This window comes from Azospirillum canadense (assembly GCF_025961225.1).
GTDB lineage: Bacteria > Pseudomonadota > Alphaproteobacteria > Azospirillales > Azospirillaceae > Azospirillum > Azospirillum canadense.
In genome coordinates, this window is sequence record NZ_JAOQNG010000010.1 from 1,786,004 (window position 1) to 1,801,308 (window position 15,305).

General features: G+C 69.3%; 16 protein-coding genes. 7 read left to right on the plus strand and 9 right to left on the minus strand.

The annotated features are described in order from the left end of the window. Window positions 1-19: 19 nt before the first annotated feature. Window positions 20-1,885 carry a tetratricopeptide repeat protein gene (locus tag M2351_RS43955; protein ID WP_264662236.1) on the minus strand — a complete coding sequence of 622 codons (1,866 nt, stop codon included), beginning with the start codon at window positions 1,883-1,885 and terminating at the stop codon, window positions 20-22. A gap of 622 nt (window positions 1,886-2,507) precedes the next feature. Here M2351_RS43955 and M2351_RS43960 point away from each other — a divergent pair. The 3 genes from M2351_RS43960 (at window position 2,508) to M2351_RS43970 (ending at window position 3,660) form a co-directional block, all read left to right on the plus strand. Beyond that, a complete protein-coding gene (locus M2351_RS43960) occupies window positions 2,508-3,002 on the plus strand; it encodes a YcbK family protein (RefSeq protein WP_264662237.1) in 495 nt (164 codons plus the stop codon). Window positions 3,003-3,133: 131 nt separating this feature from the next. Further along, window positions 3,134-3,397 (plus strand): hypothetical protein, encoded by a 264-nt coding sequence (locus M2351_RS43965; RefSeq protein WP_264662238.1) that lies wholly within the window; start codon window positions 3,134-3,136, stop codon window positions 3,395-3,397. A gap of 50 nt (window positions 3,398-3,447) precedes the next feature. Continuing rightward, on the plus strand, window positions 3,448-3,660 hold the full coding sequence (locus M2351_RS43970) for a hypothetical protein (protein ID WP_264662239.1): 213 nt from the start codon (window positions 3,448-3,450) through the stop codon (window positions 3,658-3,660). Here M2351_RS43970 and M2351_RS43975 read toward each other — a convergent pair. Continuing rightward, window positions 3,618-4,085: a hypothetical protein gene (locus M2351_RS43975; protein WP_264662240.1), complete on the minus strand. Its 468-nt coding sequence runs from the start codon at window positions 4,083-4,085 to the stop codon at window positions 3,618-3,620. The genes M2351_RS43970 and M2351_RS43975 overlap by 43 nt on opposite strands. A gap of 77 nt (window positions 4,086-4,162) precedes the next feature. Further along, the gene (locus M2351_RS43980) at window positions 4,163-4,372 is read right to left on the minus strand and encodes a hypothetical protein (protein ID WP_264662241.1); all 210 of its coding nucleotides are present in this window, start codon (window positions 4,370-4,372) and stop codon (window positions 4,163-4,165) included. A 77-nt stretch (window positions 4,373-4,449) separates the two neighbouring features. On the opposite strand from M2351_RS43980, the gene M2351_RS43985 reads away from it, so the two are divergent. Continuing rightward, complete coding sequence (locus M2351_RS43985) at window positions 4,450-4,647, plus strand: hypothetical protein (protein WP_264662242.1); 198 nt, start codon at window positions 4,450-4,452, stop codon at window positions 4,645-4,647. 187 nt (window positions 4,648-4,834) lie between these two features. Here the strand turns inward: M2351_RS43985 and uvrC are convergent, their stop codons facing one another. The 5 genes from uvrC to uraD form a co-directional block, all read right to left on the minus strand. After that, entirely contained in the window at window positions 4,835-6,685 is a 1,851-nt protein-coding gene (gene uvrC / locus M2351_RS43990) for an excinuclease ABC subunit UvrC (protein ID WP_264662243.1), read from the minus strand. A 144-nt stretch (window positions 6,686-6,829) separates the two neighbouring features. Further along, the gene (locus M2351_RS43995; RefSeq protein ID WP_264662244.1) at window positions 6,830-7,873 is read right to left on the minus strand and encodes a GMP reductase; all 1,044 of its coding nucleotides are present in this window, start codon (window positions 7,871-7,873) and stop codon (window positions 6,830-6,832) included. A gap of 63 nt (window positions 7,874-7,936) precedes the next feature. Then, the gene (locus tag M2351_RS44000) at window positions 7,937-9,169 is read right to left on the minus strand and encodes a M20/M25/M40 family metallo-hydrolase (protein WP_264662245.1); all 1,233 of its coding nucleotides are present in this window, start codon (window positions 9,167-9,169) and stop codon (window positions 7,937-7,939) included. Continuing rightward, on the minus strand, window positions 9,166-10,419 hold the full coding sequence (locus tag M2351_RS44005; RefSeq protein WP_264662246.1) for an allantoate amidohydrolase: 1,254 nt from the start codon (window positions 10,417-10,419) through the stop codon (window positions 9,166-9,168). The genes M2351_RS44000 and M2351_RS44005 overlap by 4 nt, the downstream gene beginning before the upstream one ends. Continuing rightward, window positions 10,416-10,910 (minus strand): 2-oxo-4-hydroxy-4-carboxy-5-ureidoimidazoline decarboxylase, encoded by a 495-nt coding sequence (gene uraD, locus M2351_RS44010; protein ID WP_264662247.1) that lies wholly within the window; start codon window positions 10,908-10,910, stop codon window positions 10,416-10,418. Before uraD ends, M2351_RS44005 begins: the two co-directional genes overlap by 4 nt. A 247-nt stretch (window positions 10,911-11,157) precedes the next feature. Between uraD and uraH the strand changes: the two genes are divergently transcribed. Next, window positions 11,158-11,502, plus strand: a complete 345-nt coding sequence (gene uraH / locus M2351_RS44015) for a hydroxyisourate hydrolase (protein WP_454464611.1) — start codon at window positions 11,158-11,160, stop codon at window positions 11,500-11,502. Here the strand turns inward: uraH and M2351_RS44020 are convergent. Further along, complete coding sequence (locus tag M2351_RS44020) at window positions 11,487-12,692, minus strand: urate hydroxylase PuuD (RefSeq protein WP_264662249.1); 1,206 nt, start codon at window positions 12,690-12,692, stop codon at window positions 11,487-11,489. The two genes, uraH and M2351_RS44020, sit on opposite strands and share 16 nt — an antisense overlap. A 341-nt stretch (window positions 12,693-13,033) precedes the next feature. Between M2351_RS44020 and M2351_RS44025 the strand changes: the two genes are divergently transcribed. Then, a complete protein-coding gene (locus M2351_RS44025; protein WP_264662250.1) occupies window positions 13,034-13,954 on the plus strand; it encodes a LysR family transcriptional regulator in 921 nt (306 codons plus the stop codon). 100 nt (window positions 13,955-14,054) lie between these two features. Beyond that, window positions 14,055-15,167 carry a LacI family DNA-binding transcriptional regulator gene (locus M2351_RS44030; RefSeq protein WP_264662251.1) on the plus strand — a complete coding sequence of 371 codons (1,113 nt, stop codon included), beginning with the start codon at window positions 14,055-14,057 and terminating at the stop codon, window positions 15,165-15,167. Window positions 15,168-15,305: the final 138 nt, after the last annotated feature.

Genomic DNA, 15,305 nt, shown 5'->3' on the forward strand with positions numbered 1-15,305 from the left:
GTTGGTTCCACGGTACGGTTCAGCGAGCCAAGCCTAGCACCGCGAAGCTGTTGCGGATGGTGGCGTCCAGGTCCGGGGGCAGGGGACGGTTGCGTTGGTCGCGGGCGGAGCGCTCGGCAAAATCCGGGTCGGCGGCCAGTGCCTTGGTCGCGGCCTCCCGCGCCTCGTCGATCCGGCCGGACTGCACGAAGGCCACCGCCAGGGCCACCTGCGCCGGCGCCGCGCTCGTCACGTCGCCGCGCATGGCGCTCGTGTGATCGGTGTTGCCGCCATCCGGATTGCCATCCGGGCCACCCACGCGCTGGCGCGCGACGCCGTAGGCGGGCAGCAGGCGACCGGCCTGCGACGGATCGCGCTCCATCGCGTGGTCCATCAGCGCCATGCCGCGGAGCGGATCGCCGGCTTCCACATGCCAGAGGCCGAGGTCGCCCAGCACCTTGGGGTCATCCGGCGCCAGCTTCAGCGCCTTGTCGCCCGCGGCGAAGCACAGGTCGTATTGCCGCCGCAGACAATAGGCCGTGTAGAGCGCGGTCAGGGGGCGCAGGCCGTTCGGCGCCAGTTCCGTCGCCCGCGTCGCGGCGGCCAGGGCGCGGTCGAGCGCCCGGTCTGCGGCGGGGTTCCCTTTCCCGCCGCGGACCGCCTCCGCTTCGAAGCGATGTTCGTCGGCGTAGAGGTAGGAGAGGGCGGACCAGAGCCGCGCCGCCTCGTTGGTGCTCAGGCTCCGTTCGGATGCGCCCTTTTCCAGGCACGCACCCAGGACCCGGCGCTCCTCCGGGCTGTGGTTCCGCCGCTCGGTCGCCAGGAAGGCGCATTCGCGGGGCACCAAGGCCGCCGCGGGTTTCGTCCTCAGGCGGGCGGACACCGCCTGGATCAGCGGACCCTGCGGGTCGGTCAATGGAGCGGTGATGCCGGCGGCGAGCGCCTGGACGAGAGCGGATGCCCGGTGGGGCGGGGGCTGTTCGAACCGTTCCGACCACAGGACGTCGCCGGTCGCCTCGTCCGTCAGGTGGACGATGACGCGGGTGTGTCCGTCCCCGTCCTGCAAACTGCCGGCGAGGCGGAGATCCTGGCCGGTAGCCGCCGCAGCGGTGCCATCGGGCCGCGCCGGTTCCAGGCGGACGGGAAGCTCGGTCTGCGCGGTCAGGCTGCGCACGATCTCGTCGGTCAGCACCGACGCCAGGGCGTTCGCTTCGGTGGGCGAGCCGATCGTGCGGAACGGCGCGATGGTGACACCGGTGCCGTGCTGCGCTCCCACTGCGACGAAGGCGCGGTCGGCCACAGGGTGTTTGGCCGCGGCTAGCGCCACAGCTTCGTCGGTTCCTGTGCCGGACGGTGTGGCAACGCCGTACAGCGCGCCCGCACCAAGCACCGCCAGGACGGCAAGTCCGGCGGTCAGGCCAGCGGCGAACAACGGCTGCTTCGCCGGCCAGCGCCGCGGTACATCCTCCATGGCCGATGGCGCGGGGTTGCCGGCGGGGGGCGGGGAGGGCTGGGGGGCCGGCGGCTCCTCCTCCGGCGTCAGGCCGGTGGGCTCGAAGTGGGGGACGTAGCCGCCCTTCGGAACGACGATGCGGATCGAGTCGTTACGCCCGGCCGTCAGGTAATAGTGCTCCAGGCTGCGCCGCAGGCGTCCGGCCTCAAGCCGCACGATGGGATCGGATTGCGGGTCGAAGCTGGGCTCGCGGTTGAAGACGCTGACCGCAATGCTGTAGGCCTTGATCTGCTGGGTGCGGCCGGCCAGGCACTCCTCGACCACGTAGCGCAGGAAGCGGCGGTTGCGCTCTGAGGCGTCGAAACGGTCGCTGGCGAGAATGCGGGCGAGCTGCGCACGGATGGCGGCTTCTTCCGGGGTCCAATCCTGCGCAGGGGGCGCGCCCTCGATCATCCGGTCATCTCCCGAAGACAAGTCATGATTCAGGGCAAGATTCAGGAAACCCTTCGGCCGATGTGGTTTGTGTCGGACGGGCGGCATTCTTCCATCACGCATGCTGGCTGTCTACCATTCGTCTGCGTCTATGCTGACCGTTACTGCGAAAAAAGCTGACCTATCCATTTGTATGAGTTTTCAACCCATCCAAAATAGCTAATACCCACCTGTGCGTGGTAAAATCCCCCTTGATCGGTCGGGTGGTAAGCTACCGTACATACCTTGCTGGACAGGCCCCTTGCGGGTGATGAGCGTTGGCCGACACCACAGGTCGGAAACGCCGCGTGACGGTGCAGCTGCCACCCATTCAATCCTTATGACCGTCGGACCGGCACCCGCCACATGGTTGGGAGGCACGCATGGCTCATCGGTCAACCACGCGTGGCGGTGATGGGGAAGGATTTGGGACGGACGCCGACGATTCGCGCTTTTCCCTGTTGCGGCATCCGTGAACCAATTGGCTGGTGAGGACATGTCGTTCGAAGACCTTTCCCGTATTCCCCCCCTCAGGCCCGCCTGTCCACCCGCCGGCGTCCCCCAACCGGGCCTCTCGCGCCGCGGAATTCTGGGGCTCGGCGCCATGGTCGCGCTGGGTGTGACGCGCAGCCGTCCGGCCGCCGCCTGGGAGCCTGAGCCGGAACGGACCGTGCGGCTCTACCACTGCCAGACCGGCGAGAGTTTCAGCGGCGTGTACTGGGCCGAGGGGCGTCCGGTGGCCGAGGCACTGGCGCGCATCGACTGGGTTCTGCGCGACCACAACAGCGACGTCTGCCGGCGCATCGACCTGGCCCTGCTCCATCGGCTTTGGGAAATGCAGGAGAAGCTGGACAGCAGCAAGCCCTTCGAGGTGCTGTCGGCCTTCCGGTCCCTGGACACCAACCGCCACACCAAGGGGGCCGCGGCGGCCAGCCTTCATCTGCAAGGCAAGGCCGTGGACCTGCGGCTGTCCGGGCGGCGGACGGCGGACCTGTACCGCTGCGCCCTGTCCTTCGGCGACGGCGGGGCGGGCTGCTATCCGCAGCGCAACTTCATCCACGTGGACACCGGCCCGACGCGGCGCTGGGTGGGGGCGTGACGCAACGGGTGGGACGGCGCGCCACTCGGTCTTTCTACCGATGGGCTGTAGGCCGTTGGCCTGATTGTGCGGCTGGCGGAGGAGGGGCACCATATCCCAAAAAAGCAGACACCGCTCTTTGGGAGGAGCCCATGCTGACCCCTTGCGACAAAGCCACTCCCATTTCCGGGGGCTTTTCGACGCTGATGGACCGCGCGCAAATGGCGCAGGCCCGGACGCTCGCGGGCTGGATTACGCTGATCGCCGAAGACCGCGGCCTGGATGAGCGCCGCATCGCCGAGATCACCAGCCTCGACGTCGAAGACGTCCGGGCGATCCTGGGCGGCACCGTCTTCCTGCTGCCACTGACCACGCTCGACCAGGCGCTGCGCCGCCTGGAAGGGCGCCCGCACTGAGTTCCGCCTTCCCCGACCTTGGAATGCCAGACCTTGGAACGGAGCACATCATGCACAGCGAATCCCGTGACCAGCGCCGCCGCAGCAAGCTCGACACCATCAGCCGCATCCGCCGCGCCGCCGACCAGCACGGTCTCGACGCCGGCGACATCGCCCGCCTGACCGGCCTGCCGCCGGGGCACGCCCGTGCGATCCTGTCCGGCTTCGGGGAAACGGTGCCTCAGGCCGCCCTGGACCGCACCGCTTTCGGCTTGCCGGACTGAGCCTTGCCCACCTGAAGCGTGCTCGCCTGGACCTTGCTCGCTTGGACCTTGTTCGCTTGGACTGCGGGCGCAGGAGCCGCGACCGGCTGGGCGGGCGTGGGAGCGCGTTTGGCTGCGGGCCGCTTGGCTTCGGGCTGGGGTGCCGCGGACGCGGTCGGGCGCCGGAGCTTGGGAGCGGCCGCCTTGGGCACCTCCCGCTCCTCCGGAGCAGGCGCGTCGGGAATGGCGGACAGCGCTGCGGCGAAGTCCGGATGGCCGCCGAGCGCGCGATAGCATCCATCCGCGTCGCGCGCAAAGGCGGTCCAGACGCCGTCGGCGTGGTGGACGCGCCCGATCTCGTCCTTGGTCCGGCCGCTGGTGATCCGGATGCCGGGCGGTGGCGCCTCGGGATCCGGCGTCTTCAAAAGTTCTGCTTTTGTTCTCATAACGGCCATCCTACCGGAACGGAAACGGCGGCGCAACCCGTGCGCCGCCGTTCTTTCGTCACCGGAGGAAGCGTCGGTCAGGCGACCGCGAGCACGTCCAGGTAAATGTTGGCCGGCTCGGACAGGTGGATGCGGTAGAGCATGCCCATCTGGTCCACGAGGATGTTCGCGACCGGGTTCTTGTCGGCCATGTCGGCGACGGCGGCACGAACGTTGCGCGGCAGGCTCTCGAGTTCGATCTCGCGGTAGCCGGTCTTGTCGGAAAGCTTGATGGTCTTCTGGCCCATGGTCAGGCGCCTTGCTCGGTGTCGGTCTGTTGCGGTGCGGCGCAAGATGGGCGCGGCCGGTTAAGGAAACGCTAAGCATGTTTGCCGCCGACGCAGCCCTGCCGCGCGTCACCCGCATCGGTGTCTGCGGAATATCGCCGGTGCGCAAAAAAGAAGCCGGCCGGCAGGAAACTGCCGACCGGAAGTTGCGGGGACGGGAGGCAAAGAAGACGGATCGGAAAGTCTGGATGCTGGTGTCGGCGTCGGGCTCCATGTGTTCGATGAAGAGACAATAAGCGGACAGGGCGCGGGGCGCTGTGGACTGGGTCACAGGGTGGGGTGATTTGTGGGAAGTGGTTGAGCGGGCGCCCCCACCCCGACCCTCCCCCGCTTCGCAGGGGAGGTAGAAAGACTTGCGGGGAAAGCGGCGGCAGTTCCCTCCCCTGCGAAGCGGGGGAGGGTTAGGGTGGGGGCAACCGGAGCCTATCCGTGAAAGAACTCATACACCCGCCGCGCCACGGCGGCGCTGATGCCGGGGGCCAGTTCCAGATCCTTCAGGCCGGCGGCGGCCACCGCAGTGGAGCTGCCGAAATGGTGCAGCAGGGCCTTCTTGCGCGCCGGGCCGATGCCGGGGATGCCGTCGATGCGGGTGTGCTCCATCGCCTTCAGGCGGCGGGTGCGGTGGGCGTCGATGGCGGTCTTGTGCGCCTCGTCGCGCAGCCGTTGCAGGAAGTAGAGGACCGGGTCGTTGGGCTCCAGCCGGAAGGGCTCGCGGTCGGGCAGGAAGAAGCGCTCGCGGCCGGCGTCGCGGTCCGGCCCCTTGGCGATGGCGGCCAGCGCCACGCCCTCGACGCCCAGCTCCGCCAGCACCGCGCGCGCGGCGTTCAACTGGCCCAGGCCGCCGTCGATCAGCACGAGGTCGGGCCACTGGCCGTCCTTGCGCTCCGGATCCTCCTTCAGCGCGCGGCCGAAGCGGCGGGTCAGCACCTCCCGCAGCATGGCGAAATCGTCGCCCGCGGCGGCCGGGTCCTTGATGTGGAAGCGGCGATAGGCGTTGCGCTGGAAGCCCTCCGGCCCCGCCACGACCATGGCGCCGACCGGAAAGGCGCCCTGGATGTGGGAGTTATCGTAGATCTCGATACGGGCGGGCAGGCCGGGCAGGCCGAAGGCGCGCGCCACCCCGGCCAGCAGCTTCCCCTGGGCGGAGCGCTCCGCCATGCGGCGGCCGTGTGCCTCGCGGGCGTTGGTCAGGGCGTGCTCCACGACGCGGCGCTTGGGGCCGCGCTGCGGAACCTCCACCTCCACCCGATGGCCGGCGCCCAGCGTCAGCGCCTCCGCCAGCAGCGCGCGGTCGGGGATGTCGTGGCTGAGCAGGACTCGGGCCGGGGGCGGCGTGTCCTCGTAGAGCTGCGCGGCGAAGGCGGTCAGGATCGCCGCGTCAACTTCATCGTGGTCATGTTTCGGGAAGAAGGCGCGGGTGCCCTGGTTGCGCCCGCCGCGGAAGAAGAAGGCCTGCACGCAGGCGGTCCCGCCCTCCGCATGCACGGCCAGCACGTCGGCGTCCTCCAGCACGTTTTCCAGGTTGATGTCCTGGCGGCTTTGCAGCGCGGTCAGCGCGCGGATGCGGTCGCGCCAGCGCGCGGCGTCCTCATAGGCCAGCCGGTCGGCGCAGTCCATCATGTGGCGGGCGAACTCCTCCTGCACGGCGGCGCTGCGCCCGCTCAGCACGTCGCGCACGCCCTGCATCTGAGCGGCGTAGTCCTCCGGCGAGACGCGCCCGACGCAAGGGGCTGAGCAGCGCTTGATCTGGTGCTGCAGGCAGGGGCGGGTGCGCGAGGTGAAGGTGACGTCGTCGCAGGTGCGCAACAGGAAGGCGCGCTGAAGCGCCGCGATGGTCATGCCGACCAGCGCGGGGGAGGCATATGGGCCGAACAGGTCGCCCTTGCGGCGGCTGCCGTTGCGGTTCGCGCTGCCGCGATGGTGCATCAGCCGCGGATACTCGTGCCCTTGGCCCAGAACGATGTAGGAGAAGGAGCGGTCGTCCTTCACCAGCACGTTGAAGGGCGGCAGCAGCGTGCGGATCAGGTTCGCCTCCAGCAGAAGCGCCTCGGCCTCCGTGTGGGTGGTGACGAACTCCATGGAGCGGGTCAGCCCGACCATGCGCCGGGTGCGGTGGGGCAGCCCCTCGGTCCGGGTGTAGCTGGCCACCCGGCGTTTCAAGTTCTTCGCCTTGCCGACGTAGAGGATGCGCCCGTCCGCCCCGATCATCCGGTAGACGCCGGGGGTCGCCGGCAGCGTCGGCAGGGTGGCGCGGATGACCGCCGTTCCGTCCATGAGCCTTCTCCTGCTGCATCAACCAGGAAGGGGCGCAAGGAAGCAAGGGAACGAAACGTGGACCAGCGACAATGTTGGGATTTTCGAATGAAATTCCGCTGAAGCTCCCTCTCCCGCCGGGGGCGGGAGAGGGTTTGGAAGATCCTACCCCCCGAAGACCGTGTTCAGCTGGGCTCCGACGCGGATGAAGGTGGTGCGCTTGGCGACTTCCTTCAGCTTGGTGGCGCCGATGTAGGTCATCATGCTGCGCACGCCGCCCATGATCTCCTGCATCGTGCCTTCCACCGGGCCGTGGTAGGGGACGTCGACGGTCTTGCCCTCCGACGCGCGGTAGGCGGCGACGCCGCCCGCGTACTTCTTCATCGCCGTGTCCGACGACATGCCGTAGAAGGTCATGGCGACGGGCACGCGCTGGCCGTCGCGCTCCTCGTAGCGGAGGTCGCCCTCGCACTCGTCGTGGCCGGCCAGCATGCCGCCGAGCATGACGAAGTCCGCGCCAGCGCCATAGGCCTTGGACACGTCGCCCGGCACCGTGCAGCCGCCATCGCCGCAGACCTGGCCCTTCAGCCCGTGCGCAGCGTCGGCGCATTCGATGATGGCGGACAGCTGCGGGTAGCCGACGCCGGTCATCTTGCGGGTGGTGCAGACCGACCCCGGCCCGATGCCGACCTTCACGATGTCGGCCCCGGCCAGCAGCAGCGCCTCCGTCATGTCGCCGGTGACGACGTTGCCGGCCATGATGACGAGATCCGGGTTCTCCGTCCGCATGCGGCCGATGAAGCGCACGAAGCGCTCCGTGTAGCCGTTGGCGACGTCCAGGCAGACCTTGCCCACCGGGGCCTTGGCCTTCACGTGCTGGAACTTGTCGTAGTCGGCCTCTGTCGTGCCCAGCGAATAGAAGACGTTCGTCGTATCCGTGTCGCGGAAGAAGGCGACGAGATCCTCGGCCGGGTAGTGCTTGTGCAGCGCCGTCATGGCGCCGAAGCGCGACAACGCCTTCGCCATCGCCATGGTGCCGACCACGTCCATGTTGGCCGCGATCAGCGGGAAGCCCGTCCATTCCCCGCCGGTGTGCAGGAACTTGAACGTGCGGTCGACGTCCACCTCGCTGCGGCTTTGCAGCGTGCTGCGTTTCGGGCGGATCAGCACGTCCTTGAAGTCGAGCTTCAGATCGCTTTCGATGATCACCGTTCGGACATCCTGGTTTGGCGCCCCCGCGAGGGAGCGCAACATTCTTATAAGGTGGGAACGTCAGCCCTGCGCCAACAGGTCCAGCAGCGACAGGGCCACCACCTCCGTCGCCTTGTGCAGGTCGGACAGGGGCAGGCGCTCGTCGGCGCGGTGGGCGTTGGCTTCCTCGATCGTGTGCGGGCCGGCGCCAAACAGGGCGATGGGAACGCCCGCGTCGGAATAGTGGCGCGCGTCGGTGTAGAGCGGCACACCTTTGGTTTCCACCGGCTCCCCCATGATCCGGCTGGCGTGGGCGCAGAGCACGCCAGCGATCCGGTCCGTGCCCGCCAGCGGAGTCAGCGGGCGGGCCAGCAGGATGCGGCGCACCTCAACGCGGGCCTTGGGAAAGGCCTTGGCTGCCTCGGCGATGACGGCGCGCAAGGACGCCTCCACCGTCTCCGGGTTCTCCTCCGGGATCATGCGGCGGTCGAGCCGCAGGGTGACGCGGTCGGGGACCACGTTGGTGTTGATGCCGCCCTTGATCAGCCCAACGGTCAGCTGGGGGGAGCCGATGCCGGCCACCGCCGACACCGTGGCGGGGAACGCCTTGCGGTGCTCGTACAGCGCGTTCAGGATAGCGGTGGTCGCCTCCAGTGCGTCGATGCCGGTCATCGGCAGGGCGGCGTGGGCGGACTTGCCGGTGACCTCGATTTCCAGGTGGAGGCAGCCGTTGTGCGCGGTGACCACGGCGTAGCTGAAGCCGGCGGCGAGGGCATAGTCGGGCTTGGTCAGCCCCTCGTCCAGCAGCCACTTCGGCCCGATCTCGCCGCCCGCCTCCTCATCGTAGGTCAGGTGCAGTTCCACCGTGCCGCGGTCCAGCCCGGCCTTCTCCAGCGCCAGCAGGGCGTAGGTGTAGGTGACGAAATCGGACTTCGACACGGCGACGCCGCGGCCGTACATCCAGCCGTCCACCACCTCCGCCCCGTAGGGATCGCGGGTCCAGCCCTCGCCCGGCGGGACCACGTCGCCATGCGCGTTCAGCGCCACGGTGGGGCCGTCGCCGAAACGGCGGCGGACGATCAGGTTGGTGGCACTGACCATGCCGTTGGCGCGCACGAGGTCGGCGGGGACGGGGTGCCGCTCCACGGTCAGGCCCATGGCTTCCAGCAGCTCCGCGGCGCGCTCCGCGTGGGGGGCGCAGTCGCCGGCCGGGTTGTCGGAGGGCACCTTGACCAGCTCGGCCAGGAAGCGGACCTGGTCCTCGCGGGTGTGGGCCAGAAAGTCGCGGACGGCCTGTTGGGAGGACTCGGTCATGCTCGGAGGGTCTCGTGGTCGAAGTGGCGGAGGAGGTCGAGGAGGATGCGCACCGACAGGTCGGCGTCCTCCACGGTGATGGATTCGGCGGGGTTGTGGCTGATGCCGCCCTTGCAGCGGACGAACAGCATGCCCATCGGCAGCGCGCCTGCGAACGACATGGCGTCGTGCCCGGCACCGCTCGGCAGATGCAGCGGGCGGATGCCGGCGCGGCGGATGGCGGCCTCGATCCGCTCGATGATGGCGGGGGAGCAGACGGCGGCCGCATCGTTGTGGGTGCCTTCGATGGTCATGGCCACGCCGCGTCGTGCGGCGATGCCCTCCAGCTCCGTGCGGATGGCGGTGCAGGCGGCGTCGCGGACGAAATCCTCCGGCGCGCGGACGTCCATGGTGAAGACGACCTCGCCGGGGATGACGTTGACGGCGCCGGGCTTTGCCTCGATCCGGCCGACCGTGGCGACGAGGTTGGCGATGGAGGAGGCAATGCGCTCCACCGCCAGCACCATTTCCGCCGCGGCGACCAGCGCGTCGCGGCGGTGACCCATGGGCACCGTCCCGGCGTGGCCGGCCACGCCGCGCACCCGGACGGAGAAGCGCGACGCGCCGTTGATCGCCGTGACGATGCCGATGGGCAGGCCTTCCGCCTCCAGCACCGGGCCCTGCTCGATGTGCAGCTCGACGAAGGCCAGCGCCTCGCCCGGCTTGCGCGTGACGGAGGCGATGGAGTCCGGGTCGCCGCCGAAGGCGCGCAGCGCGTCGGCCATGCGCACGCCCTCGCGGTCGCGGCCCTCCAGCGCATCGGCGTCGAAGCGGCCGACGATGGCGCGGCTGCCGGTCAGGGTGTGGGGGAAGCGCACGCCCTCCTCGTCGCCGAAGGCCAGCACCTCGATCGCGAAGGGCAGACGCTCGCCCAGCCGGTTCAGCTCCGCCACCGCGGCGATGGCGGCGAGCACGCCCAGGTTCCCGTCATACTTGCCGGCGTTGCGCACCGTGTCGATGTGCGACCCCAGCAGCAGCGCCGGCGCGCCGGGCGTGGCGCCCTCGTAGCGGCCGACCACCGTGGCGATGGGATCGAGGTGGACGGCCATGCCGGCGTCCTTCATCCAGGCCGCGACCTGATCGGCGGCAGCCTTGTGCTGCGCCGACAGGAACAGGCGGGTCAGCGCGCGCCCACCCTGGTCTGAAGAGTCCTGGCTGTGGGCGGCGAGCGCGTCCAGCCGCTCCATCAGGGCGGTTCCGAGTTCGGTCATGGAAGCAGGTCCTTGAGGCGGAGGAGGGTGATGCGCTCGACCTGGGCCAGGGCGGTTTCGAACTCCTCCTCCGGGCTGTTGTGGATGCGGCGTTCGAACGCCTCCAGGATTTCGGCGCGGCTGCGGCCCTTGACCGCCATGATGAAGGGGAAGCCGAAGCGCGCCTTGTAGGCGTCGTTCAGCGCGGTGAAGCGCTGGAACTCCTCCGGCGTGCAGCGGTCGAGCCCGGCGCTGGCCTGCTCCGCCGTGCTGTCGGCGGTCATGCCGCCGGTTACCGCCAGCTTTCCGGCGAGGTCGGGGTGGCCGTTCAGCAAGGCGAGCTTCGTGTCGTGGTCGGCGGCGCGCAGCACCTTCACCATGGCGGCGTGCAGGCCCTCGGCGGTGTTCGCCCGCTGTTCCCATGCCTGTTCGGCGATCCAGGGCGCGTGCTCGAACACGCCGCCGAAGCGGGCGACGAAGGCCGCCCGGTCCATCTCGCTTGGTCGCATCATCGGTTCCCTGTTACGCCCATCCTGCGCAGCATACCCGCAATCGCGGCGTTCCGCTTTTTCGATCCGTTTGAAAGTCTTTTTGGGCAGGACCGGTTCGGGGCAGGCGGGGTGGGGGGTATAAAGGCGAGGGGGATCACCACAGAGACACGGAGACACAGAGAAACCACCCCTCTGTGTCTCCGTGTCTCTGTGGTGAGATCATGACGGCACAAGAACTAGGAGGGGCATCATGGCGGATGGCGGGCGTTTGACGACGCATGTTCTCGACACGACGCATGGGCGGCCGGGGGCCGGGATGGCCGTGACGCTGTACCGGCTGGAGGGCGACCGGCGCGACCGGCTGCTTCAGGTCCGCACCAACGCCGACGGCCGCTGCGACGGGCCGTTGCTCGCCGGGGCCGACCTGACGCCCGGCGTCTACGAGCTGGTGTTCGAAGCCGGCGCCTATTTCCGCGGGCTGGGCGTCGACCTGGGGGAGCCCGCCTTCCTCGACGTGGTGCCGATCCGCTTCGGCATCGCCCGGACGGACCAGCACTATCACGTGCCGCTGCTGATCTCCCCCTACAGCTACTCCACCTACCGGGGCAGCTGATCGGCGGTCTGTTCGGTCCAGGCCGCGAGGAGCCTGCGCTCCTCCGGCGTGATCTGGGTGACGTTGCCGGGCGGCATGGCGTTGGACAGCACCGCCCAGGCGCGGATCTGGCCGGCGTGGCGGCGGATGTCCTCCGGGCTGTCGAGCCGGACGCCTCGCGGCGCCTCGCCGATGCCCTCCCACACCGGCGTCGCGGCGTGGCACATGCTGCACCGGCTGGCGACCACCTCCTCCACCTGGGCGAAGTCGGCGCGGGCCGGCACCGCGGCGGTGTCGCTGCCGTCCTTGGGGCCCAGCGTGCTCAGCGCCACCACGGCGGCCATGCCCGCGGCGGCCACGCCCCAGGTCCACCAGGGGGTCGGCTTGCCGGCGTGGCGGGAATTGAAGAAGTGGCGGATGACCGCCCCCACCACCAGCACGATGGCGACGATCAGCCAGCTGAAGCGCGTGCCGAAGGCCAGCGGGTAGTGGTTGCTGATCATCAGGAAGACGACCGGCAAGGTCAGGTAGTTGTTGTGCAGCGACCGCTGCTTGGCCTGCTTGCCGAGCGCCGGGTCGGGTGTCTCCCCCCGCAGCATGGCGGCCACCGCTTTGCGCTGGTTCGGGATGATCAGCCGGAAGACGTTGGCCGACATGATGGTGCCGATCAGCGCGCCGACGTGCAGCATGGCCGCCCGCCCGCTGAAGACGTGGCTGAGACCCCAGGCGACCAACACCAGGAAGACGAAGCCCGCCGCCGCCAGCTTCACGTCGTCCTTGCCCAGCGGCGACTTGCACAGCCGGTCGTAGACGTGCCAGCCGAGCCCCAACGCGCCCAGGCTGATCAGGATCGCGCCCCACCAGGGGATGTCCAGCACCGCCGGGTCGACGAGGAACAGGTTGGCCCCGTGGTAGTACAGAACCGCCAGCAGGCAAAAGCCGCTGAGCCAGGTGGCGTAGCTTTCCCACTTGAACCAGGTCAGCTTCTCCGGCAGCTCCGCTGGGGCGACCATGTATTTGGCCATGTGGTAGAAGCCGCCGCCATGCACCTGCCACGCCTCCCCCGCCACGCCGGGCGGCAGGCCCTCGCGCTTGCGCAAGCTGGCGTCCAGATGGATGAAGTAGAAGCTTGAGCCGATCCACGCGATGGCCGTGACCACGTGCAGCCAGCGCACCAGAAAGTTGACCCATTCCCAGACGATCAGCTCCATCGCGTCCCGGCCCCCTCATGCGCGTTGGTGTCCATCGCAAACTGTACGGTTGCGGCGGTGCGGCAGGGAAGCGGATGCGCGCACCAGCACTTTCAAAAAAAACGCAAAGGTGGGATGGTCGGTGGAATTCCCCACTCCTCCCTGCTCACGCGCAAACGAAGTTTGCGCTGACGCGACAGGCGGACCTCTGGTCCGCCGAAAGCGGGGAGAGGGTCAGGGTGAGGGGGCGCCCTGCAAGGGCGTCCAAGCACTGCAATGAGCGTGCGTTTCCGGCCTACGGCCGCCCCCTCATCCTAACCTTCTCCCCAGGGGGGAGAAGGGACTTTGTATAGGGACGTGCCGTGGCTCTGCTGGAGAACATGCGGGTGTTCGTGCGGGTGGTGGAGCTGGGCAGCCTGTCGGCGGCCGGGCGCAGCCTACGCCTGTCGCCGGCGGTGGTCAGCCACCGGCTGCAAAGCCTGGAGGAGCATCTGAACGCCCGGCTGCTGAACCGCACCACCCGGCAGGTGCAGTTCACCGAGGCCGGCAAGGTCTTCTTCGAGCATTGCCTGGAGGTGCTGGACGCCGCGGAGCGGGCGGAGAGCAGCGTCGCCGCCATCGGCGGGGCGCCGGTGGGCAGCCTGCGCGTGACGGCGCCGTTGGGCTTCGGGCGACACATCCTGGCGCCGATGGTGCCGCGCTTCCGCGCGCTGCATCCGCAGGTGGAGGTTCGGCTTCGCCTGTCCGACCATCTGCTGGACCTGCTGCGCGAGGCGACGGACGTCGCCATCCGCATGGCGGTGCTGAAGGACAGCAGCTTCATGGCGCGCAAGGTCTGCGACCTGCCCCGCGTGCTCTGCGCCGCCCCCGCCTATCTGGAGCGGCGCGGCGTGCCGGAACGGGCGGAGGATCTGCTGTCCCACCATTGCCTGCTGCTGCGCTTCCCCGGATCCCAGCAGTTCCAGTGGACCTTGCAGACCCCGCACGGGCCGATGACCCTGCCGGTGTCCGGCCAGTTCGACGCCGACGACGGCGATGTGCTGACCGCCTGGGCGCTGGCGGGGGAGGGGATCGCGCTGAAGCCGGTGTGGGAGGTGGCCGACCACCTGCGCAGCGGCGACCTGCGCGTCGTGCTGCCCCACCTGCCGCCGGAGCCGGTGGCGCTGGCCGTGCTCTACCCGCACCGCAACCTGTTGCCGGCGAAGATCCGCGCCTTCATCGACTTCTTCGTGGACAATGTCCGCAACGACCTGATCCGGCGGAGTCCTGACGCGGTTTTATGATGGTCAGGATTGCAACCGGGGCGAATTCCCCTTTGGCGCCAAGGCTGTGCTATCATACTGTTTCGCCAAGCGGCACCGCCCGCCGCAGGGAAGGACGAGAATGGCTCCACCTCCGCCCAAGACACCGCCGCATTCGCCGCTCCGGCCTCAGCGCAAGAAGACGCGCCGCGCGACCCAGCGCCTGACCATGACCGACGTGGCGAACGCCGCCGGCGTGTCGCCCAGCACCGTGTCGCTCTACCTGCGCAAGCCGGAAGCCGTGTCGGAGGAGCTGGCGACCCGCGTCCGCGCTGTGATCGACGAGCTGGGCTATGTGCCGAACCTCGTCGCCGGCAGCCTCGCCGCCGCCAAGAGCCGCACGGTCGGCGTCATCCTGCCCTCCATCACCAACTCCTTCTTCGCGGAGACCTACAACACGCTGCAGAGCGCCTTCCAGGCGGCGCACTACCAGACCCTGCTGGGCGTCAGCGAGTTTGACCCGGAGCGGGAGGAGGAGCTGATCCGCGCCTTCCTCGCCTGGTCGCCGGCCGCGGTGGTCTCCACCGGCCTGCACCACACCGACCGCACCCGGGCCATGCTGCGCTCCAGCGGCATCCCGGTGGTGGAGATGTGGGACATCCCCTCCGCCCAGTTCCCGGCAGTGGACATGACCGTCGGCTTCTCCCACTTCGAGGTCGGGCGGCGGCAGGCCAGCCACCTCTATGACCAGGGCAGCCGCAAGGTCGCCTACATCGGCGCCGCCGTGCACCAGGACATGCGCGTGCGCAGCCGCACCGACGGCTATGAGGACGAGGTGCGCCGTCGCGGCCTGCACGAGCCCATCTCCTTCACGGCGCCCGACACCGCTTCCACCCCCGTGGGCATCTGGCTGATCGACGAGGTGTTCGCGCTCCATCCGGACATCGACGGGGTGGTCTGTTCCAACGACGCCATGGCGCTCGGCGTGCTGTTCGAGGCGAACCGGCGCGGGCTCAGCGTGCCGGACGACATCGCGGTGATCGGCTTCGGCGACCTGACCTTCAGCGCCGCCTGCATCCCGCCGCTGTCCACCGTCCGCCCGCCCCAGCGGGAGATCGGGCAGTTGGCCGCCGCGCAGATCCTCCGCCGCCTCGACGGCGGGGACCCGGCGCAGCCGCATCACCGCCTGGACTGCGAGCTGGTGGTCCGGGACAGCACCCGGCCGGCCGAAGCAACGGCCTCAACTACTCCGTAAGAGGTTTTTCCCGCGGGGGAGTACCCCGAGACGACGCGCCTTCCGACCGGAACCCTCCGCCGCCTTCCGCCGTTCGCTGCGCATGCGAATGAACGGGGCGCCGCACGGTTTGCCCCGATGCCGAGCTTGGCTCGCAGA

Coding starts and splice junctions, on each gene's coding strand:
- M2351_RS44005 (WP_264662246.1), bottom strand. CDS start 10,419: ATGACCGAACTCGGAACCGCCCTGATGGAGCGGCTGGACGCGCTCGCC.
- M2351_RS44030 (WP_264662251.1), top strand. CDS start 14,055: ATGGCTCCACCTCCGCCCAAGACACCGCCGCATTCGCCGCTCCGGCCT.
- M2351_RS44020 (WP_264662249.1), bottom strand. CDS start 12,692: ATGGAGCTGATCGTCTGGGAATGGGTCAACTTTCTGGTGCGCTGGCTG.
- M2351_RS44000 (WP_264662245.1), bottom strand. CDS start 9,169: ATGACCGAGTCCTCCCAACAGGCCGTCCGCGACTTTCTGGCCCACACC.
- uraD (WP_264662247.1), bottom strand. CDS start 10,910: ATGATGCGACCAAGCGAGATGGACCGGGCGGCCTTCGTCGCCCGCTTC.
- M2351_RS43980 (WP_264662241.1), bottom strand. CDS start 4,372: ATGGGCCAGAAGACCATCAAGCTTTCCGACAAGACCGGCTACCGCGAG.
- M2351_RS43960 (WP_264662237.1), top strand. CDS start 2,508: ATGGTCGCGCTGGGTGTGACGCGCAGCCGTCCGGCCGCCGCCTGGGAG.
- M2351_RS43965 (WP_264662238.1), top strand. CDS start 3,134: ATGCTGACCCCTTGCGACAAAGCCACTCCCATTTCCGGGGGCTTTTCG.
- M2351_RS43955 (WP_264662236.1), bottom strand. CDS start 1,885: ATGATCGAGGGCGCGCCCCCTGCGCAGGATTGGACCCCGGAAGAAGCC.
- M2351_RS43975 (WP_264662240.1), bottom strand. CDS start 4,085: ATGAGAACAAAAGCAGAACTTTTGAAGACGCCGGATCCCGAGGCGCCA.
- M2351_RS43985 (WP_264662242.1), top strand. CDS start 4,450: ATGTTTGCCGCCGACGCAGCCCTGCCGCGCGTCACCCGCATCGGTGTC.
- M2351_RS43970 (WP_264662239.1), top strand. CDS start 3,448: ATGCACAGCGAATCCCGTGACCAGCGCCGCCGCAGCAAGCTCGACACC.
- uvrC (WP_264662243.1), bottom strand. CDS start 6,685: ATGGACGGAACGGCGGTCATCCGCGCCACCCTGCCGACGCTGCCGGCG.